General features: G+C 65.4%; 18 protein-coding genes. 5 read left to right on the forward strand and 13 right to left on the reverse strand.

From position 1 onward, the window contains the following. The first annotated feature begins 83 nt into the window (after positions 1–83). Positions 84–971, forward strand: coding sequence for a TauD/TfdA dioxygenase family protein (locus tag J6500_RS23925; RefSeq protein ID WP_225715150.1), 888 nt, complete (start codon positions 84–86; stop codon positions 969–971). Between the two features lie 71 nt (positions 972–1,042). Here the strand turns inward: J6500_RS23925 and J6500_RS23930 are convergent, their stop codons facing one another. Beyond that, positions 1,043–1,702, reverse strand: a complete 660-nt coding sequence (locus J6500_RS23930) for a YqgE/AlgH family protein (protein ID WP_225715151.1) — start codon at positions 1,700–1,702, stop codon at positions 1,043–1,045. Positions 1,703–1,839: 137 nt separating this feature from the next. Here J6500_RS23930 and J6500_RS23935 point away from each other — a divergent pair, with 137 nt between their 5' ends. Both J6500_RS23935 and J6500_RS23940 read left to right on the forward strand, forming a co-directional pair. After that, positions 1,840–2,673, forward strand: coding sequence for a protein-disulfide reductase DsbD domain-containing protein (locus J6500_RS23935; protein ID WP_225715152.1), 834 nt, complete (start codon positions 1,840–1,842; stop codon positions 2,671–2,673). A gap of 279 nt (positions 2,674–2,952) precedes the next feature. Beyond that, the gene (locus J6500_RS23940) at positions 2,953–4,281 is read left to right on the forward strand and encodes an oligosaccharide flippase family protein (RefSeq protein WP_376707849.1); all 1,329 of its coding nucleotides are present in this window, start codon (positions 2,953–2,955) and stop codon (positions 4,279–4,281) included. Between the two features lie 112 nt (positions 4,282–4,393). Here J6500_RS23940 and J6500_RS23945 read toward each other — a convergent pair whose 3' ends face one another. The 12 genes from J6500_RS23945 to cysG all read right to left on the reverse strand — a co-directional run bounded on the left by J6500_RS23945 (position 4,394) and on the right by cysG (position 16,001). Continuing rightward, positions 4,394–5,182 carry a 3-hydroxybutyrate dehydrogenase gene (locus J6500_RS23945; protein ID WP_225715154.1) on the reverse strand — a complete coding sequence of 263 codons (789 nt, stop codon included), beginning with the start codon at positions 5,180–5,182 and terminating at the stop codon, positions 4,394–4,396. 12 nt (positions 5,183–5,194) lie between these two features. After that, positions 5,195–6,364 (reverse strand): DUF3734 domain-containing protein, encoded by a 1,170-nt coding sequence (locus J6500_RS23950; protein ID WP_225715155.1) that lies wholly within the window; start codon positions 6,362–6,364, stop codon positions 5,195–5,197. A 154-nt stretch (positions 6,365–6,518) separates the two neighbouring features. Further along, a complete protein-coding gene (locus tag J6500_RS23955) occupies positions 6,519–7,016 on the reverse strand; it encodes a CAP domain-containing protein (protein ID WP_225715156.1) in 498 nt (165 codons plus the stop codon). Between the two features lie 210 nt (positions 7,017–7,226). After that, positions 7,227–8,276, reverse strand: a complete 1,050-nt coding sequence (locus J6500_RS23960; RefSeq protein ID WP_225715157.1) for a sulfate/molybdate ABC transporter ATP-binding protein — start codon at positions 8,274–8,276, stop codon at positions 7,227–7,229. Then, a complete protein-coding gene (gene cysW / locus J6500_RS23965) occupies positions 8,266–9,228 on the reverse strand; it encodes a sulfate ABC transporter permease subunit CysW (RefSeq protein WP_225715158.1) in 963 nt (320 codons plus the stop codon). The genes J6500_RS23960 and cysW overlap by 11 nt, the downstream gene beginning before the upstream one ends. An 8-nt stretch (positions 9,229–9,236) precedes the next feature. Further along, positions 9,237–10,043 carry a sulfate ABC transporter permease subunit CysT gene (gene cysT / locus J6500_RS23970; protein WP_225715199.1) on the reverse strand — a complete coding sequence of 269 codons (807 nt, stop codon included), beginning with the start codon at positions 10,041–10,043 and terminating at the stop codon, positions 9,237–9,239. Between the two features lie 130 nt (positions 10,044–10,173). Next, positions 10,174–11,163, reverse strand: coding sequence for a sulfate ABC transporter substrate-binding protein (locus tag J6500_RS23975; RefSeq protein ID WP_225715159.1), 990 nt, complete (start codon positions 11,161–11,163; stop codon positions 10,174–10,176). Positions 11,164–11,337: 174 nt separating this feature from the next. Beyond that, the gene (locus tag J6500_RS23980; protein ID WP_225715160.1) at positions 11,338–12,054 is read right to left on the reverse strand and encodes a phosphoadenylyl-sulfate reductase; all 717 of its coding nucleotides are present in this window, start codon (positions 12,052–12,054) and stop codon (positions 11,338–11,340) included. After that, entirely contained in the window at positions 12,051–12,566 is a 516-nt protein-coding gene (locus J6500_RS23985; RefSeq protein WP_225715161.1) for a DUF934 domain-containing protein, read from the reverse strand. Before J6500_RS23985 ends, J6500_RS23980 begins: the two co-directional genes overlap by 4 nt. Next, complete coding sequence (locus J6500_RS23990; protein WP_225715162.1) at positions 12,553–14,208, reverse strand: nitrite/sulfite reductase; 1,656 nt, start codon at positions 14,206–14,208, stop codon at positions 12,553–12,555. Before J6500_RS23990 ends, J6500_RS23985 begins: the two co-directional genes overlap by 14 nt. 27 nt (positions 14,209–14,235) lie before the next feature. Next, positions 14,236–14,553 (reverse strand): DUF2849 domain-containing protein, encoded by a 318-nt coding sequence (locus tag J6500_RS23995; protein ID WP_225715163.1) that lies wholly within the window; start codon positions 14,551–14,553, stop codon positions 14,236–14,238. Continuing rightward, positions 14,550–16,001: a siroheme synthase CysG gene (cysG, locus tag J6500_RS24000; RefSeq protein WP_225715164.1), complete on the reverse strand. Its 1,452-nt coding sequence runs from the start codon at positions 15,999–16,001 to the stop codon at positions 14,550–14,552. Before cysG ends, J6500_RS23995 begins: the two co-directional genes overlap by 4 nt. A gap of 245 nt (positions 16,002–16,246) precedes the next feature. Between cysG and cysD the strand changes: the two genes are divergently transcribed. Continuing rightward, positions 16,247–17,041 carry a sulfate adenylyltransferase subunit CysD gene (gene cysD / locus J6500_RS24005; protein WP_376707850.1) on the forward strand — a complete coding sequence of 265 codons (795 nt, stop codon included), beginning with the start codon at positions 16,247–16,249 and terminating at the stop codon, positions 17,039–17,041. A gap of 34 nt (positions 17,042–17,075) precedes the next feature. Then, positions 17,076–18,995: an adenylyl-sulfate kinase gene (gene cysC / locus J6500_RS24010; RefSeq protein WP_225715166.1), complete on the forward strand. Its 1,920-nt coding sequence runs from the start codon at positions 17,076–17,078 to the stop codon at positions 18,993–18,995. Positions 18,996–19,199: the final 204 nt, after the last annotated feature.

Consider the following 19,199-nt stretch of genomic DNA (forward strand, 5'->3'; position numbering starts at 1 on the left):
AAGCGTTGACAGACCGCACATCGGGAGTAGCCTTTCCGTCAAACAAAGCGGACAACCGCCCGCAAGCACGGGGAGATACGCCAATGACGGTCCTGATCCGGCAGCTTCACAAGCACTTCGTCGGCGAGGTCTCCGGCGTCGATGTGCGCAAGCCGCTGACGAAGCAGGAGGCTGAAGACATCGAGGCCGGCATGGACAAATACGCCGTGCTGGTATTCCACGGCCAGGACATCACCGACGAGCAGCAGATGGCGTTCGCGCTGAACTTCGGCGAGCGCGAGGAATCCCGCGGCGGGACCGTGGCCAAGAAGGAGGACTATCGCCTCTCCGCCGGACTGAACGACGTCAGCAACCTCGGCAAGGACGGCAAGCCGCTGCCGAAGGATCATCGCACCCATCTGTTCAACCTCGGCAACAGCCTGTGGCACTCCGACTCTTCGTTCCGGCCGATCCCGGCCAAATTCTCGCTGCTGTCGGCGCGGGTGGTGAACCCGAAAGGCGGCAACACCGAATTCGCCGACATGCGCGCGGCCTATGACGCGCTGGACGACGACACCAAGGCCGAGATCGAAGACATGATCTGCGAGCACTCGCTGATGTATTCGCGCGGCTCGCTCGGCTTCCTCGACTATACCGACGAGGAGAAGCAGATGTTCAAGCCGGTGCTGCAGCGCCTGGTGCGCACGCATCCGGTGCATGGCCGCAAGTCGCTGTATCTGTCGTCGCATGCCGGCGCGATCAGGGGCATGAGCGTGCCGGAAGGGCGGCTGTTGCTGCGCGATCTCACCGAGCACGCCACGCAGCCGGAGTTCGTCTACGTCCACAAATGGACCGTGCACGACCTCGTGATGTGGGACAACCGCCAGACCATGCACCGCGTCCGCCGCTACGACCAGTCGCAGCCCCGCGACATGCGCCGCGCCACGGTGGCCGGCACCCATCCGACGGTAGCGCAGGAGGCGGCGGAGTAGGTTGTTTGCCCCCTCCACTGTCGTCCCGGCGAAGGCCGGGACCCAGACGACGCGGAGGAGATAGCGACGGCTTACGCGTGGCCGGCGTCGTTGGAGAGCATGCCGGCCTCGATGCCGATCTTGCGCAGTGCGCGGGCGTATTTCTCGTCGACGTCGTCGCCGAAGATCAGCTCCGGGTCGGCGTCGCAGTGCAGCCAGCCATTATGCTGGATCTCGGTCTCGAGCTGGCCCGGCCCCCAGCCGGCGTAGCCGAGCGCGAGGATCGCGTGCTTGGGACCCGAGCCCTTGGCGATCGCCTTGAGGATGTCGACGGTCGCGGTCAGCGAAATGCCGTCATCGATGTTCAGCGTCGCGTCCTGGATGTAGAAGTCGCTGGAATGCAGCACGAAGCCGCGGCCGGTATCGACCGGGCCGCCCTTCATCACCTTCATCATCTCGGCATTTTCAGGCAGGTGGATCTGGTCGGCCTTCTGGATGATGTCGAGCTGCACCAAAAGTCCGGGGAAGTCGATGCTGCCGGCCGGGCGATTGACGATGATGCCCATCGCGCCTTCGGAGGAATGCGCGCACATGTAGATCACGGACCGCTCGAAGCGCGGATCGCTCATGACAGGCATCGCGATCAGCAACTGGCCATCGAGATAGCCATCTTCGGCGTGGTTGTGACCGACGCCGGCGCCGCGGTCGGCGACGGTCTTGCGTGTCTTGCCTGTTCTGCCTTCAGGGCTCATCCGCAAAAGGCCTTTCCTGCTGATTTGGCATCCTGATATTGGGTGGCCCTTCTGTCAATCAAGCTTCGCCCCTGCCGCGACGATCCATCACAAGCAATTCAATAGTTTGCAACGAAAGTTGCAGGTAAAGACGTCTCATGACCGTCATAGTTCCCCTGCGGGTCGCGCTCTGCTTCGCCGCCTTGTCCGTCGCGTGTGTGGCAGCGCAGGCGCATGCCGACGACGCCTCGCCGTGGCAGCAGGACAAGCATTCCGCGGTCAGGCTGCTCGCGGGATCGCGCAGCGGCGCGGTGCTGCTCGGCGGCATCGCGATTCAATTGCAGGACGGCTGGAAAACCTACTGGCGGACGCCGGGCGATTCCGGCGTGCCGCCGCGGTTCGACTTCTCGAAGTCCGACAATGTCGAGGCCGTCACCGTGATGTGGCCGGCGCCGCGGCAATTCGATGACGGCGCCGGCGGCACCTCGCTCGGCTACAAGAAGCAGGTCGTGCTGCCGCTGCGCATCGTCGCCAAGAACCCGGACAAGCCGCTGGTGCTGCGCGCCGATATCAACTACGCGGTGTGCGAGAAGCTGTGCGTGCCGGTGGAGGCAACCGCCGAGCTCGCCTTCGCCAGTGTCGCCTCGACCGAAGATGCCACGCTGTCGGAAGCGCTCAACGCGGTGCCGAAGCCGGCCAATATCGGCGATCCCACCCCGCTCACGATCCGCGACATCAAGCGCGACGGAAAGAACGTGCTGGTCGACGTCGCCGCGCCCGAGGCGAAAGACCTCAGCCTCTTCGTCGAGGGCCCAACCCCCGACTGGGCGCTGCCGGTGCCGAAGCTCATGGCGCAATCGCCGCCCGGCGTGAAGCGCTTCAGCTTCGAGCTCGACGGTCTGCCACCCGGCGCCAAGGCCGACGGCGCTGCGCTGAAGCTGACGCTTGTCGGCGGCGACAAGAGTTACGAGTTCAACGTCACTTTGAACTGAATGATCGTCTCCCCGTCGTTGTCCTGGCGGAAGCCAGGACCCATACGCCGCGGCCGCCGTTTCTGGCAGGCTGGGGGTTACAGTCTGCGCACCAACTGCTCCCTGTGGTTATGGGTCCTGGCTTCCGCCAGGACGACCGCGGGGAACACCCCCGCCCAACGTAATCTTAACGTTTCGTTGATAGGTCGAGGCCATTGCCGCCTCGCGGCGCTTTAGGAATTTTCCTTCGTGGCCGTGATGGAGAGCCGATCCGCAATCCCTGAGCCGTCGGGCCCGGTCATGCGACTGCGCGGCCTCGTTGCGCGCATGGTCGGCTCCAGCCATGAGGCCTCGGTCACCAACCGGCTCGCCGGCACCATCTTCATCATCCGCGTCGTCAGCGCGGCGATCGCCTATCTCGCGCAGATCCTGCTGGCGCGCTGGATGAGCGGCTCGGACTACGGCATCTACGTTTACGTCTGGACCTGGGTGCTGCTGCTCGGCAGCACCATGGATTTCGGAATCGCCCCCTCGGCGCAAAAGATCATTCCGGAATATCGCGCCAGTGGCGACATCGCCGCGCTGCGCGGCTTCCTCTCGGGCAGCCGCTGGATGACGCTGGCCACGTCGAGCGCGGTAGCGCTGCTGCTTGCCGGCGTGATCCACCTCGCCTCGCCCTTGATCGACCCGCATGCGGTGGTGCCGCTCTATATCGGCTGCCTGACGTTGCCGCCCTTCGTCGTCGCCAACACCCAGGACGGCATCTCGCGCGCGCACGACTGGATGCAGCTCGGCCTGATGCCGCAATTCATCGTGCGGCAGGGCCTGATCATCGCGCTGACCGCCGGCGCGCTGGCGCTCGGCCTTGATCTCGGCGCCACCGCCGCGATGCTGGCGAGCGCCGCCGCGGTGTACATCGCCGCGATCGGCCAGATGGTCGTGCTGAACCGCCGCCTCGCCGCCCATGTCGGACACGGCGAGAAGAGCTACGACGTCAGGGGCTGGTTCGCGGTGTCGCTGCCGATCATGCTGGTCGAGAGTTTCTATCTCCTGCTCGGCTACACCGACGTGCTGATGCTGCAGCAGTTCCGCTCGTCCGAGGAGGTCGGCATCTATTTTGCCGTGGTGAAGACGCTGGCCCTGGTCTCCTTCATCCACTACGCGATGGCGGCGACGACGGCGCATCGCTTCGCCGAATTCCATGCGCTCGGCGACAAGGACCGGCTGTCGGCCTATGTCGCGCACGCGATCAGCTGGACGTTCTGGCCGTCGCTGTTCGCCACGATCGCGCTGCTGGCGTTCGGCAAGCCGCTGCTGTGGCTGTTCGGGCCGAAATTCGTCGACGGCTACGAGATCATGTTCGTCTCCGCGATCGGGCTCGTGGTGCGCTCGGCGATCGGCCCGGTCGAGCGCCTGCTCAACATGCTCGGCCACCAGAACATCTGCGCGATGGCCTATGCGGTGTCGTTCCTGATGAATGTCGGGCTCTGCGTCGCGCTGGTGCCGCGCTACGGCGGCATGGGCGCCGCGGCCTCGACATCGCTGTCGCTCACGTTCGAGACGATCCTCTTGTTCTACGTGGTGCGCTCGCGCCTCGGCCTGCACGTGCTGGCGTTCGGCAAGCGCTGATACCATCGCGCCTCCGATCATCAAGCGCCAGGCAGCAGACCGGAAAACAAGCCGGCCCCTGATCCAATCAGGGACCGGCTCTTGCTGGTGGCCGACAATCCGGCGGCGCGAATTATTCCGCGGTCCAGCCGCCGTCGATCGAGTAGTTGGAGCCGGTGATCTGCGCGGCGTCGTCGCTGCACAGGAACAGCGCCAGCGCGGCAACCTGCTCCGAGGTCACGAACTCCTTGGTCGGCTGCGCGGCGAGCAGCACGTCCTTGATGACCTGCTCCTTGGTCATGTTGCGCGCCTTCATGGTCTCCGGAATCTGGTGCTCGACCAGCGGAGTCCAGACATAGCCGGGGCTGATGCAGTTGACGGTGATCTTGTGCTGGGCGAGCTCGAGTGCGGCGGTCTTGGTCAGGCCGGCAATGCCGTGCTTGGCCGAGACATAGGCCGACTTGAACGGCGAGGCGACCAGCGAGTGCGCCGAGGCGGTGTTGATGATGCGGCCCCAGCCGCGCTTCTTCATGCCGGGGACGGCGGCGCGGATGCCGTAGAACGCCGACGACAGATTGATCGCGATGATGGCTTCCCACTTCTCCGGCGGAAACTCCTCGATCGGCGCGACGAACTGGATGCCGGCATTGTTGACGAGGATATCGACCGAGCCGAAGGTCTTCTCGCCGAGCGCAACCATCTCGGCGATCTCGGCCGGCTTGGTCATGTCGGCCGGCGAATGCACTGCCTTGACCTTGAAGTCGGTCTCGATGCCGGAACGCTCCTTCTCGATGTCGGCCGGCACTCCCATGCCGTTGAGGACGATGTTGGCGCCGGCGCCTGCGAAGGCGCGCGCGATCGCCAGTCCAATGCCGCTGGTCGAGCCGGTCACAACGGCGGTCTTGCCTGTCAGCGTACCCATTCCTATTCGCTCCTATTTGCTTTCCGGGGGCTTGGATAGATCCCCCGTGAGGTCGTAAGTCACCATGGTTTCCCCGGACTGCGGCCGTTCTAGCCATTCTTTGTGACGCATCGACAAATGCACGTCGCGCACGCCGGCGCCCCAGTGCTCGACCATCGCAACATGGGAGAAGTCGTAGTCCTTGGAATTGGTCTCGTAATTCTTGCTCTTGTAGATCAGGTGCACCACCGTGACGGTGTTCTCCTTGGAGGCCTTGCGCAGCAGCTCGACCGACGGGTCGTTCTTCAGATAATCCGGCAGCTTGCTGATCAGGTCGCGCACCGCCATGCGGGCGTTGTGGATCTGCTTGTTCTTGTCGGTGTTCATCCGCGTCCTGGAGGAATAGCGGATGTCCTTTTCGCGCTCGGCGGCTTCCAGCAGGGTCTGCGGCAGCTCGCCCCGCGCGCTGAACAGGTCGACCTGGAAGATCAAAAGGTCCCGCGTCGTCTCCTCGTCGAGCACGAAGTCGAGCGGGGTGTTGGAGGCGATGCCGCCGTCCCAGTAATGCTCGCCGTCGATCACGACGGCCGGGAAGCCCGGCGGCAGCGCGCCGGACGCCATGATGTGCTCCGGGCCGATCTTCTTGCCGCGCTTCTTGAACTCGTAATTGTCGAAGTAGCAGAAATTGCCCGAGGTGACGCCGACCGCGCCGACCGAGAGGCGGGTCTTCAGATCGTTGATGCGATCGAAGTCGACGAGCCGCTCCAGCGTCTTCTTCAGCGGCGCGGTGTCGTAATAGCTCAGCGAGGAGGAGCTGCCCGGCGGCCAGAACGGCGCCGGCGGAATCCGCGGAGTGAAGAAGCCGGGCACGCCGAAGGTCGCGATCAGGGCGGCACTGGTCTCGTTGAACAGCGAGCGGGCATGCTCGCCCTTGGCGACCGGATTCCAGGACACCGGCGAGGACACCATCTCCCAGAATTCCTTCAGCCGCGGCACGCGCTTGGCCGGCTCGTTGCCGGCGATGATCGCGGCGTTGATGGCGCCGATCGAGATGCCGGCGATCCATTCCGGCTCGAAGCCGGCGTGGCAGAGCGCCTGAAACGCGCCGGCCTGATACGAGCCGAGCGCGCCGCCACCCTGGAGAACCAGCACGCGATGGGCTTGCGCGGGCGCCGTGTCCGGCGCGGTATCCGAGCTATTCATTCGAAAACCGTTCGGTCAGGAAAATACGTTGCAGCGCAGCGTGGCGTCTGTTGGCCACGGCGTCAATCGGCGACATGGCTCTCATCAAAGGGTGATCGTTTCGGAAAAGCGCATCACACTTCTCCGGATCGTGTTCACGCGGAATTTATCGAAATCAGGTTGCCGCCAGGATGAGCGTCCAGAACACCTTGTACTTGGTGTTGGGAGCATAGACCGCCGCGATGCCCATTTTTGTGACGCCGCTCTTCAGCATGTTGGCCTTGTGCGGCGGGGAATCGCGCCAGCCGGAAAACGCTTCGGCCAGCGTGTGATAGCCGGCCGAGATGTTCTCGACCGCCACGGTCGCCGGATAGCCGCCGGCCTCCAGCCGCTTGCCGAGCGGGCCCTTGACGTCGTGGTCCATCTTGTTGCGGGCGGCCATCGCCTGCGACTGCTGCTCGGCGAGCTTCACCAGGTTCGGGTCGACCACGACGGTGCCGAGCCCATTGTTCTGGCGGTATTGCGAGAACAGGATCGCCGCCGCCTGGGCATCCAGCACCGCGCCCGGCTGCGCCAGGTTGACATACATGGCCGGTTCTTCCGGGATTTTGGTGTCCGCGGCGCAGCCGGCAAGCACCAGAAGCCCGAACAGGGCAACCGTCGTCCGTTTCACTAGAGAAGACCCCCAAAGTTGGCCCGCCGTTGTTGCATACCAACCGTGGCTGAATGGTGAACGGGGGCTGACTTTTGGCGGTCAAATGCCACCGTTCCGGGGCCGGTGCCTTGTAGCCCGGATGGAGCGGAGCGCAATCCGGGAACATCAGCCGCACGGCGAGGACCCCGGATTGTGCTCCGTTCCATCCGGGCTACGGGGCTGCGGCCCTTAATCCTGGGCGGCGAAGATGCGGTAGCGGCGGGGTTGCAGGGACACGATCTCGCCGGCCTGCAGCTCGCGGTCGCGGGGGGCGTCGATCTCGATCACGGTCTGGCCCTCGCCGCCCGACAGCGCCACTTCGGCGCGCTGGATGGGGCCGAATGAGCGGACATGGCGGATGGCGCCCTCCAAGGCGCCGCTGCCGGCCGGTCCGATCGCCATGTCATGGCGGCGGACAAACAGTTTTGCGGCGCCCGAGGCCGCGCCCAGCGCCGGTAAGTTGAGGGACCGGCCGTCGAGCCGCACCGCGTCGCCGGCGACATCGACCGGCAGCACGATGGATTCGCCGATGAAGCCGTGCACGAAGGCGGTCGCCGGGTTGTCATAGACCTCGCCGGGCGAGCCGATCTGCTCGATCTTGCCCTTGTCCATCACCACGACGCGGTTGGCGACCTCGAGCGCCTCCTCCTGGTCGTGGGTGACGAAGATCGAGGTGACGTGGATCTCGTTGTGCAGCGAGCGCAGCCATTGCCTGAGCTCCTTGCGCACCTTGGCGTCGAGCGCGCCGAACGGTTCGTCGAGCAACAGGATGCGCGGCTCGATCGCGAGCGCGCGCGCCAGCGCGATGCGCTGGCGCTGGCCACCGGACAGCTGGCTCGGATAGCGATTGGCCAGCCAGTCGAGCTGCACCAGATCGAGCAATTCCTTGACGCGGGCCCGGATCGTCGCCTCGTCCTTGCGGATCGCGCGCGGCTGCACGCGCAGGCCGAAGGCGACGTTCTCGAACACCGTCATGTGGCGGAACAGCGCGTAATGCTGGAACACGAAGCCAACCTGGCGCTCGCTGGCGCCCCGGGAGAGCGCGTTCTCGCCATCGATCGCGACCTCGCCCGAGTCAGGCCAGTCGAGGCCGGCGATGATCCGCAGCAGCGTGGTCTTGCCCGAGCCGGACGGACCGAGCAGCGCCAGCAGCTCGCCGTCGGCGACTTTGAGATCGACATTGTCGAGCGCGGCAAAGCTGCCGAACGTCTTTACGATGTTCTTGACTTCAATCGCCATCGCTCACCTCTGCCTCATCCAGCCGCCGCTCGAGGATGGTCTTCATGACCAGCGTGATCAGCGCCAGCATCGCCAGCAGCGATGCGATCGCGAACGACGCGACGAACTGGTATTCGTTGTAGAGAATCTCGACCAGCAGCGGCATCGTGTTGGTCTCGCCGCGGATATGGCCCGACACCACCGAGACCGCGCCGAACTCGCCCATCGCGCGCGCGTTGCAGAGCAGCACACCGTAGAGCAGGCCCCATTTGATGTTGGGCAGCGTGATTCGGAAGAAGGTCTGCAGGCCCGAGGCGCCGAGCGAGATCGCCGCCTCTTCTTCCTGGGTGCCCTGCTCCTGCATCAGCGGGATCAGCGCGCGCGCCACGAAGGGGAAGGTGACGAAGATCGTCGCCAGCGCGATGCCGGGCACCGCGAACAGGATGTGCACGTTGTGCGCCTGCAGCCACGGGCCGAAGAAGCCCTGCGCGCCGAACAGCAGCACGAAGACGAGGCCGGAGATCACGGGCGAGACCGAGAACGGCAGGTCGATCAGCGTGATCAGGAAGGTCTTGCCGGTGAACTCGAACTTCGAGATCGCCCAGGCCGCGATCACCCCGAATACGAGGTTGAGGGTGACCGAGATCGCGGCGATCAGCAGCGTCAGCTTGATGGCGGCCATCGCCTCCGGCTCGGCCAGCGCGGCGAAATAGGCCATGATGCCCTTCGAGAAGGCCGATGCGAACACGACCACCAGCGGCAGCACGACAAAGATGCTGAGGAAGGCGATCGCCAGTGTGATGATGATGAAGCGGATCGGGCCGGGCTCGGTGCGCAGGTCGCGCGGCGCGGTGACGGGCTGGATGCGCGCCACCTCGAGCAGCGGCGCCGGAACCGCGACGCTGACGTCGGTCGCGGCTGCGTAAGCCTGCAACTGCGACGTGGAAGGAGCCAATCCCGATTGCATCGACATCTAGAGCCTCAATGCGCGGGAATGCGGGTTTGCGCCCAACGCTGCAGGCGGTTGATCACGAAGATGATCAGGAAAGAGGCCAGCAGCATCACCACGGCGATCGCGGTGGCGTCGGCGTAACGGAATTCGGATAGCCGGATCACGATCAGGAGCGGCGCGATCTCGGAAACGTTCGGCAGATTGCCGGCGATGAAGATCACCGAGCCGTACTCGCCGATGGCGCGGGCGAAGGCGAGCGCGAAACCGGTGAGCAGCGCCGGGATCAGGCTGGGCAGAATGACACGGAAGACGGTGTGCCAGCGATTGGCCCCGAGGCTCGCCGCCGCCTCCTCGATCTCGGGGTCGAGATCGATCAGCACCGGCTGCACCGTGCGCACGACGAAGGGGATGCCGATGAAGACCATCGCGATGAAGATGCCGATCGGCGTGAACGCGACCTTGATGCCGAGTTCGGCAAGCGGCGCGCCGAGCCAGCCCTTCTGCGCGAACAGCTGTGTCAGCGCGACGCCGGCAACCGCCGTGGGCAGAGCAAAGGGGATATCGACGATGGCATCGAACAGCCGCCGGCCCGGAAAGCGGTACCGCACCAGCGCCCAGACGATGATGGTGCCCATCACCAGATTGACGCAGGCGGCCGCGAACGACAGGCCGAACGAAATCTTCAGCGCGTTCAAAGTGCGGCGGCTGGTGATGATGCCCCAGAACTGCTCGAAGCTGAGCTCGAATGTCTTCAGGAACAGGCCGGCCAGCGGAATCAAGATAATGACGGAGAGCCAAGTCAGGGTCAGTCCCATGGTGAGACCGAATCCCGGCAGGGTACTGCGCCGTGCAACCGCTGTGCTCACAAATCCCCCTGTTCGACCCGAAGCGCGATGATCGTGCTTCGGTCCTTTGTTTCGCGCGCGATCCAGTTCACACTTTTTCGGATCATGCGCGGAGCTTCAATCAGTTCTTGTAAATCTGATCGAAGATGCCGCCCTCGGCAAAATGCTCCTTCTGCGCCTTGGTCCAACCACCAAAAACGTCGTCGATAGTGAAAAGTTCGACCTTGGCGAAAGATTTTTCGTACTCCCTCGCGATTTCAGGGTCGCGCGGCCGGTAGGAGTTGCGGGCGGCGATCTCCTGGCCTTCCTTGGTGTACCAGTACTTCAGGTAGGCCTCGGCGACGGCGCGGGTGCCCTTCTTGTCGGCGACCGCGTCGACCACGGCGACCGGCGGTTCGGCCAGGATCGACTGCGGCGGCGCCACGATCTCGAACTTGTCCTTGCCGAATTCCCGTTGCGCCAGAAAGGCTTCGTTCTCCCACGCGAGCAGCACGTCGCCGACGCCGCGCTCGACGAAAGTGACGGTCGAGCCGCGCGCGCCGGTGTCGAGCACCGGGACGTTCTGGAACAGGTCGGCGACGAACTTCCTGGCCTTGTCGGCAGAACCATACTTCTTCTGGGCATAACCCCAAGCGGCAAGATAATTCCAGCGCGCACCACCCGAGGTTTTCGGATTCGGCGTGATCACGCTGACGCCGGGCTTGATCAGGTCGTCCCAATCCTTGATGCCCTTGGGATTGCCCTTGCGCACCAGAAAGACGATGGTGGAGGTATAGGGCGAGGCGTTGAGCGGCAGCCGCTTTTGCCAGTCGGCGGCCACCAGGCCCTTGCCGGCCACCGCGTCGATGTCGTAGGCGAGCGCCAGCGTGACGACGTCGGCCTGCAGCCCGTCGATCACGGCGCGCGCCTGCGAGCCGGAGCCGCCATGCGACTGCTTGATCTCGACGCTCTTGCCGGTTTCCTTCTGATAGGCCGCGGCGAACGCCTTGTTGAAATCCACATAGAGCTCGCGGGTCGGATCGTACGATACGTTGAGCAGCGACACGTCGGCGGCGAAGGCCGAGCTCGCCCACAACAGTCCCGCGACCAGCGGCAGCATACGACGGATCATTTCTGTCTCCATTCAACCTGAGAATGTCAGGGAGCACGCCTGACATAACTCGCGGCGAAGTGGGTGTAAGTCAACGGAACCGATTTTCTTTGTTTGCGACCGCGCAACGCGGTTTTGCTACGTAGGCGCTGCGTTGCGAAGGCTTTGTCGTGCGGCTCTTTGTTCGCGCCTGCTCTACGACATCTTCATCGTATGGATGCCGCATTCCGTCTTGGCGCGGCCGCGCCAGCGGCCGGCGCGCGCATCCTCGCCGGCAGCGGACCGGCTGCTGCAAGGCATACACCCGACCGACTGATATCCCGATGCGACAAGTGGATGCGGCGGCAGTTTTGCGAGGGCGTAGATCGCCTCGATGTCCTCGCGGGAAACATTGGCGAACGGGTTGAATTTCAACCTGACGCCGTCATCCTCGACCACGGGGATATCGGCGCGCGCACCGCCCTGGAAACGCTTGCGGCCGTTGATCCATCCCGCGAACGGCTCGAGCGCGCGCGCCAGCGGCTCGACCTTGCGGATGCGGCAGCAGGCGTCGGGATCGGTGAACCACAACTCGCGATCCGGATCCTGTTGTGCCAGCACCTGCTCGTCGGGCTTGATCGAGCGCACATCGGTGAGGCCGAGCGTCTCGATCAGCGTGTCGCGATAGGCCAGCGTCTCCTCGAACAGCCAGCCGGTGTCGAGGAAGACGACCGGAATCGACGGATCGACGTCGGCCATCACCTTGAGCAGCGCGGCGGACTCGGTGCCGAACGACGACACCAGCGCCAGTCTCTCGCGGCCGACCGCTTGCAGCGCCGCCGCGATCACCTCGGCGGGCGATGCCGTGCGCAGCGCGCGGTCGAGCGCATCCGCTGCCGGCTGCTGTGCGAGCTCTGGTGCGAGCGTGCTCACTGGCCGGCACTCTCCGAGTAACGCAGCTGCATGCGGCGGTTGAGTGCGGTGACGCGGCCGTCGCCGGTCGGCTGGTAGAACACCGAATAGCGCTTCATGGTCTCGGCGAAGGCATCGGCGTCGGCATCCTTCTTCACCTCGAAGGCGTCGAAGCCGGCCCGCGTCATGAACACGAACTGGTCGCGCAGGATCTGGCCGGTGGCGCGCAGCTCGCCGTCATAGCCATGACGCTCGCGCAACAGGCGCGCCTGGCTGTAGGCACGACCGTCGCGGAAGGTCGGGAACACCAGCGCGACCGACGCCAACCGGTCGAGCCACGGCACGAGATCGTCGAGGTTGCGGTTGTTCGGCCAGATCACGCCGGTCTTGCCGGCGCGGCGCAGCAGCGCCTCCGGATCGGCGAGGAAACGCTCCGCCGTCACCAGCACCGCGCCGTCGCCCGGCAATTCGGCGCCGTCGGCGACGTGCACGAACAGATCGGTCGTGATTCTTCCCTGCTTAACGAGTGGCATAAACCCGCTCCCTGAAAGGCTCGACGCCCAGACGCTTCACCGTATCGACGAACAATTCCTCGGGACGGTCGCGCAGCGCGAGATAGGCTTCGACAATGTCTTCGATCACGTCGGCGACTTCCGCATAGGGAACGGCCGGGCCGATCAAGGTGCCCATCTGCGCGTTCTCGTCGGCGCGGCCGCCGATCGTGATCTGGTAGAATTCCTCACCGTTCTTCTCGACGCCGAGAATGCCGATATGGCCGACATGGTGATGGCCGCAGGCATTGATGCAGCCGGATATGTTGATATGCAGACGGCCGATCAGGCCGGCGGTGTCGTGATTGGCGAAGCGCCGCGTCAACTCCTGCGCGATCGGAATCGAGCGCGCATTGGCCAGCGAGCAGTAATCCAGCCCCGGGCAGGCGATGATGTCGGTGACGAGATTGACGTTCGGCGTCGCCAGGCCAAGGCGGTCGAACGCCTTGAAAAGGGCCGGCAGGTCGCGCTTGGCGACATGCGGCAGCGCCAGGTTCTGCTCGTGGCCGACGCGGATTTCGCCGAATGAATATTTATCGGCGAGATCGGCGAGCGCGTCCATCTGCTCGGCGGTGGCATCGCCGGGCGGGCCGCCGACCGGCTTCAGCGACAGCGTCACGATCGAATAGCCCTGCACCTTGTGCGCCGACACCGAGTTCTTGCGCCAGCGCTCGAACAGCGGATCGTGCGCGGCCTGCTTCAATTCGTCCGGCATGTGCGGCAGCTTTTCGTAAGCCGGATAGGAGAAGCGCGAGCGCACCTCCTCGATGGCGCGGTGATCGAGCCGCAGCTCGCTATCGCCCATCTGCCGCCACTCTTCGTCGACCTCCTTGGCGAACTTCTCGATGCCGAGCTCGTGCACCAGGATCTTGATGCGCGCCTTGTAGATGTTGTCGCGGCGGCCGTACTGGTTGTAGACCCGCAGGATCGCCTCGATGTAGCTCAGGACGTCGCGGCCGTGCACGAACGGCTTGATGGTCTTGGCGATGAACGGCGTGCGGCCGAGGCCGCCGCCGACCAGCACCTCGAAACCGGTCTCGCCGTCGGCATTCTTGTGCAGGCGCAGGCCGATGTCGTGGATCTTGATCGCGGCGCGATCGTGCTCGGAAGCGGTGATCGCGATCTTGAACTTGCGCGGCAGGAACGAGAATTCCGGATGCAGCGTGGTGTGCTGGCGGATCAGCTCCGACCAGATGCGTGGATCCTCGATCTCGCCGGGCGCGACGCCGGCCCACTGATCCGAGGTGACGTTGCGCATATTGTTGCCGGAGGTCTGCATCGCGTGGATGCCGACTTCGGCAAGATCTGCCAGCGCGTCCGGCAGTTCGGCGAGCTTGATCCAGTTGAACTGGATGTTCTGCCGCGTGGTGAAGTGGCCGTAACCGCGGTCGTAGCGGCGCGCGACATGGGCGAGCCGGCGCAGCTGCTTGGTCGACAGCGTGCCGTAGGGGATCGCGACGCGGAACATGTAAGCGTGCAGTTGCAGGTACACGCCGTTCTGCAAGCGGAGGATCTTGAATTCGTCCTCGGTGAGCTCGCCGGAGAGGCGGCGCTTCACCTGATCGCGGAATTCCGAGACACGCTCGTTGATCAGCGTGCGGTCGAGTTCGTCATATGCATACATGATGGATGAGCCTTGCGCCGGCGCGCCTTAAGCAGGGACCTGGAGATCGATGGTGACGCCCTTGGCGCGGATCTGTTCGCGGAGATTGCCCGGCTTGACCTTGCCGCCGTCCTTGAGCTCGACCGGCGCGATATAGGGACCGACCGCGCCGACATCGTCGGCGGCGGCTTCGGCCAGCAGCGCGCGGGCGTCATCGGATGTGCTGACGATGGCGGAATCGGAGAGCTCGGTGGACCAGCCCTTTTGCGCGGTCCGGTACACGACGGCGCCATCCCAGGTGCGGTTGGCGGTCACCACCGACGGGCCTGTGATCCGGATTTTCTTCTGTTCGAGCGGAGAGGTCATTCGGCAGCCTTCAGCAGTTCGGAGAACATCTGGTTGGAGAAGAGTTGGGTGACGTTGGATCGGCTCCACGGCGCGGAATGCGCGACCACGTCGCCAATAACGAGAATGGCGGGACCGCCATCGACCTGTTTGACCAGTTCAGGCAGCCGCGCCAGCGTGCCGACCGCGGCCTTGGCGTCCGGCCGCGTCACGCGCGCGAACACGCCGACTGGCGTCTCCGGCGAGCGGCCCGCGGCGAGCATGCCGGCGCGGATCGCGGGCGCCGCGGTCATGCCCATGTAGACGACCACGGTCATCTTCTTGTCTGTGAGCACCGACCAGTCGACCACTTCGGCATCGCGCGCCTTGTGCGCGGTCAGGAAGGTGATGCGCAGCGCCTCGTGCCGATAGGTCAGCGGCACCTCGAACTGTGCTGCGGCGCCGAGGCCGGCGGAGATGCCGGGAATGATGGAATAAGCGACGCCGGCATCGCGCAGCGCCGCGATCTCCTCGCCGCCACGGCCGAAGATGAAGGGATCGCCGCCCTTCAGCCGGACGGCGCGCTGGCCGGACTGTGCCGCCTCGATCATCAGCTTGTTGATCGCATCCTGGCCGATGCCGGGCTTGCCGACGCGGCGGCCGACCGGAATGCGCGACGCATCGCGGCGGATGCGGTCGAGAATCTCGGGAGACACCAGTTCGTCATAGAACACGACGTCGGCATCCTGCAGCGCGCGCAGCGCTTTCACGGTGAGCAGATCGGGATCGCCCGGACCGGCGCCGACCAGCGTGACGTGGCCGACAGCCTTTCCTTCGACGTCAGCGCCGGCGAATGCGGCCGGATCGGCGACCGCGTCCAGCGCCCGCTCGGCCTCGTCCCTGCGGCCGGCCAAGACCAGCGCGCCGATCGGGCCGTCGATGATGCGCTCCCAGAAGCGGCGGCGCAGCGGAAATTCGGCGATGCGGGCGTGAACCTGCTTGCGGAACTGGCCGATGAAGCCGGCGAGGTCGCCGATCCGCGCCGGCAGCACCGCCTCGATGCGCTCGCGGATGCGGCGTGCCACCACCGGCGACGTGCCGCCGGTGCCGACCGCGACCACGACATCGCCGCGATCGACGATCGCCGGCATGATGAAGGTGGAATGCGCGAGGTCGTCCATCACGTTGACCGGCAGGCCGACGGCCTTGGCGCGCGCCGACATCGCAACGCCGATGTCGCCGGCCCCGGCGCAGAGCACCGCGATGACGTCGGACAGATCGGCCGCGAGCGGATCGCCCTCGGCGCGCTCGATGCGCGCGGCGTGCTCGGCCGAAAGACCCGCGAGGTCATGATCGCCGTCGGTCGCATACCAGCGGACCGCGGCGCCGGTGGCCGCGAGCAGCCGCAGCTTGGCGCGCACGAGTTCGCCCGCTCCGACGAGCAGCACCTTGCCGCTTTGCAGATCCAAAAACACAGGCAGGTATCGCATCAGACACTCGCTTCCCCAACTTGGGGGTTGACTGAAATTATTTTCTATTTATCTCTCGATCAAGGCCGACAAATAGAAAATTATTTCTTCTATATTGCGGCGCAACTTTAGAATTTTCACCCCCAAAGGCCAAGGGCCGATAGATGCATCTTCTCGACAACGAATCCGCCGCTGCCGGATCGCGGCCCGCGCTCTTCGCCCAAGCATCTTCCGTGCCGGGAATTGCCGCCGCCCAACCCCCGTCAATGGACCATCTCGACGAGTTGGAGGCCCAGAGCATCTACATCCTGCGCGAGGCGTTCGCCCGGCTGAAGAAGCTGGCGCTGCTGTGGTCGCTCGGCAAGGATTCCAACGTGATGATCTGGCTGGCGCGCAAGGCGTTCTTCGGCCGCGTCCCGTTCCCGGCGCTGCATGTCGACACCGGCAAGAAGTTTCCGGAGATGTATGCGTTCCGCGACCGTTTCGGAAAGGAATGGGATCTCGACCTCCGCGTCGAGCCCTGCCCGCCGATCGACAGCGTCGACCCGACCCTGCCGCCGGCCGCGCGCTCCGCCGCGCGCAAGACCGAGGGGCTGAAGCTCGCCCTCAACAAATATGGTTTTGACGGACTGATCGCCGGCATCCGCCGCGACGAGGAGGCGACGCGCGCCAAGGAACGCGTGTTCTCGCCGCGCGGCACCGAGGGCGGATGGGACGTGCGCGACCAGCCGCCGGAGTTCTGGGACCAGTTCAACGCCTCGCCGCCGCCCGGCGCGCACCTGCGCATCCATCCGATCCTGCATTGGACCGAGGCCGACATCTGGGCCTACACCAAGCGCGAGAACATCCCGATCATCCCGCTGTATCTCGCCAAGGACGGCAAGCGCTACCGCTCGCTCGGCGATGCCGACATCACCTTCCCGGTCGCTTCCACCGCCTCCAACATCGACGAGATCCTGACCGAGCTCGACGGCACCAAGGTGCCGGAGCGCGCGGGCCGCGCGCTCGACCACGAGACCGAGGATGCGTTCGAGCGGCTGCGTGTCGCCGGCTATCTCTGATCCCTGTTAGCTTTACTCTGGTGCGAGCGTTCCGATGAACATGATCCTCCCCACCGCCGCGATCTCGGCAACGCCCAACGGCACCACGCGGCCGCAAGTGCGCATCGTCATCGTCGGCCATGTCGACCACGGCAAGTCGACGCTGGTCGGGCGCCTGCTGCATGAGACCGGCAGCCTGCCGGATGGCAAGCTGGAGATGCTGAAGGCGGTCAGCGCGCGGCGCGGTATGCCGTTCGAATGGTCGTTCCTGCTCGATGCGCTGCAGACCGAGCGCGACCAGGGCATCACCATCGACACCACCCAGATCCGCTTCCGCACCCGCTCGCGCGACGTCGTGCTGATCGACGCGCCCGGCCACGCCGAATTCCTGCGCAACATGATCACCGGCGCCTCACAGGCCGACGGCGCGGTCTTGATCATCGACGCGCTCGAAGGCGTGCGCGACCAGACCCGCCGCCACGGCTATCTTTTGCACTTGCTTGGCGTGAAGCAGGTCGCGGTGGTCGTCAACAAGATGGACCGCGTCGCGTTCAGCGCCGAACGCTTCAAGGAGATCAGCGACGAAATCTCGGCACATCTGACCGGCCTTGGCGTCAAGCCGACCGCCGTGATCCCGATCTCGGCGCGTGACGGCGACGGCGTCGCCGAGCGCACGCCGCGGATCGACTGGTATAAGGGGCCGACCGTGGTCGACGCGCTCGATGCGCTCGAGCCGGCGCGGCCGCTGGCCGAATTGCCGCTGCGCCTGCCGGTGCAGGCGATCTACAAGTTCGACGACCGCCGCATCGTGGCCGGCCGTATCGAATCCGGCAGCCTCAAGGCCGGCGACGAGATCGTCATCATGCCGGCCGGCAAGATCGCGAAGATCAAGACCGTCGAGAGCTGGCCGGTGACGCCGCTGCAGGGCCCGCAGGGCGCCGGGCGCTCGGTCGGCATCACGCTCGACCGCGAGCTGTTCCTCGAGCGCGGCGACATCATCGGACATTCCGGGCAGAGCCCGCGCGACACCCGCCGCATCCGCGCGCGGATCTTCTGGCTGCACGACAAGCCGCTCGCCAAGGGCGAGCAGATCGTGATCCGCCTCGGCACCAAGGAAAGCCGCGCCACCGTGGTCGCGATCGAGAAGGCGATCGATCCCGGCGCGCTGTCGAACGAGGAGAACACCGCGATCGCGCGCAACCATGTTGGTGAGATCGACATCTCGCTGGCGCAGCCGGTGGCGACCGATCCCTACACCGACAATCCGCGCACCGGGCGCCTCGTGATCGAGGTCAACGGCCGCATCGCCGGCGGCGGCCTCGTGCTGTCGGTCGACGCCGGCCGTCCTGCAGTGCCGGTCGATATCGTCCCCGTCGAATCCGCGCTGCGGCCCGACGAGCGCTCGGCGCGCTACCGCCACAACGGCGCGGTGATCTGGCTGACCGGCCTGCCCGGCTCCGGCAAGTCGACCTTGGCGCGCGCGCTCGAACGGCGGCTGTTCGGCAATGGCGGCTCACCGATCCTGCTCGACGGCGACACGCTGCGCGCAGGCCTCAACGGCGACCTCGGCTTCTCGCCGCAGGATCGCGCCGAGAACATCCGCCGCCTCGCCGAAGTCGCGACGCACCTTGCACGCAACGGCCATATCGCCATCGTGGCCGCGGTGTCGCCGTCGGCCGCCGATCGCGCCGCCGCGCGCCGCATCGCCGACAGCGCGTTCCGCGAAATCTATGTCGCAACGCCCGCCGAGATCTGCGAGCAGCGCGATCCCAAGGGCCATTACGCCAAGGCTCGCGCCGGCACGCTGCAGGGCTTCACCGGCATCGGCAACGACTACCAGCCGCCGACCGGCAATGAGCTGACCATCGACACCTCGATCCGCTCGGTCGCCGAGGCGACCGAAGAGATCGAGCAGATGCTGGCGAAGACCGGCGTGCTGTTCGACGAGCTGACCGACCTCGCGGCGAACATCTAGCCGCTTGTCGTCGCCCGGCTCGACCGGTCGATCCAGTATCCCAGCGACGGTTGCGCTCCAGCCTCACTGCCGCGGCGTACTGGATGCCCCGCTCAAGGCGGGGCATGACGACGAAATGCTGGGTGACAAAGGGGCCTTCTCAGAGCCGTGGCTTTAAGGCTAAAAGGGCCGTGAACGCGGCCCTTTGGCGCGTTTTTTGCTGAT

Source organism: Bradyrhizobium semiaridum, assembly GCF_020329505.1.
GTDB classification, from domain to species: Bacteria; Pseudomonadota; Alphaproteobacteria; order Rhizobiales; family Xanthobacteraceae; genus Bradyrhizobium; species Bradyrhizobium semiaridum.

Excerpts from the sequence above, each read along its gene's own strand:
- cysW (WP_225715158.1), bottom strand. The coding sequence starts at position 9,228 with ATGTCGATGCAATCGGGATTGGCTCCTTCCACGTCGCAGTTGCAGGCT.
- J6500_RS23950 (WP_225715155.1), bottom strand. The coding sequence starts at position 6,364 with ATGAATAGCTCGGATACCGCGCCGGACACGGCGCCCGCGCAAGCCCAT.
- J6500_RS23925 (WP_225715150.1), top strand. The coding sequence starts at position 84 with ATGACGGTCCTGATCCGGCAGCTTCACAAGCACTTCGTCGGCGAGGTC.
- J6500_RS23960 (WP_225715157.1), bottom strand. The coding sequence starts at position 8,276 with ATGGCGATTGAAGTCAAGAACATCGTAAAGACGTTCGGCAGCTTTGCC.
- J6500_RS23930 (WP_225715151.1), bottom strand. The coding sequence starts at position 1,702 with ATGAGCCCTGAAGGCAGAACAGGCAAGACACGCAAGACCGTCGCCGAC.
- J6500_RS23940 (WP_376707849.1), top strand. The coding sequence starts at position 2,953 with ATGCGACTGCGCGGCCTCGTTGCGCGCATGGTCGGCTCCAGCCATGAG.
- J6500_RS23990 (WP_225715162.1), bottom strand. The coding sequence starts at position 14,208 with ATGTATGCATATGACGAACTCGACCGCACGCTGATCAACGAGCGTGTC.
- J6500_RS23995 (WP_225715163.1), bottom strand. The coding sequence starts at position 14,553 with ATGACCTCTCCGCTCGAACAGAAGAAAATCCGGATCACAGGCCCGTCG.
- cysG (WP_225715164.1), bottom strand. The coding sequence starts at position 16,001 with ATGCGATACCTGCCTGTGTTTTTGGATCTGCAAAGCGGCAAGGTGCTG.
- cysC (WP_225715166.1), top strand. The coding sequence starts at position 17,076 with ATGAACATGATCCTCCCCACCGCCGCGATCTCGGCAACGCCCAACGGC.
- cysD (WP_376707850.1), top strand. The coding sequence starts at position 16,247 with ATGGACCATCTCGACGAGTTGGAGGCCCAGAGCATCTACATCCTGCGC.
- J6500_RS23985 (WP_225715161.1), bottom strand. The coding sequence starts at position 12,566 with ATGCCACTCGTTAAGCAGGGAAGAATCACGACCGATCTGTTCGTGCAC.
- J6500_RS23975 (WP_225715159.1), bottom strand. The coding sequence starts at position 11,163 with ATGATCCGTCGTATGCTGCCGCTGGTCGCGGGACTGTTGTGGGCGAGC.
- J6500_RS23945 (WP_225715154.1), bottom strand. The coding sequence starts at position 5,182 with ATGGGTACGCTGACAGGCAAGACCGCCGTTGTGACCGGCTCGACCAGC.
- J6500_RS23935 (WP_225715152.1), top strand. The coding sequence starts at position 1,840 with ATGACCGTCATAGTTCCCCTGCGGGTCGCGCTCTGCTTCGCCGCCTTG.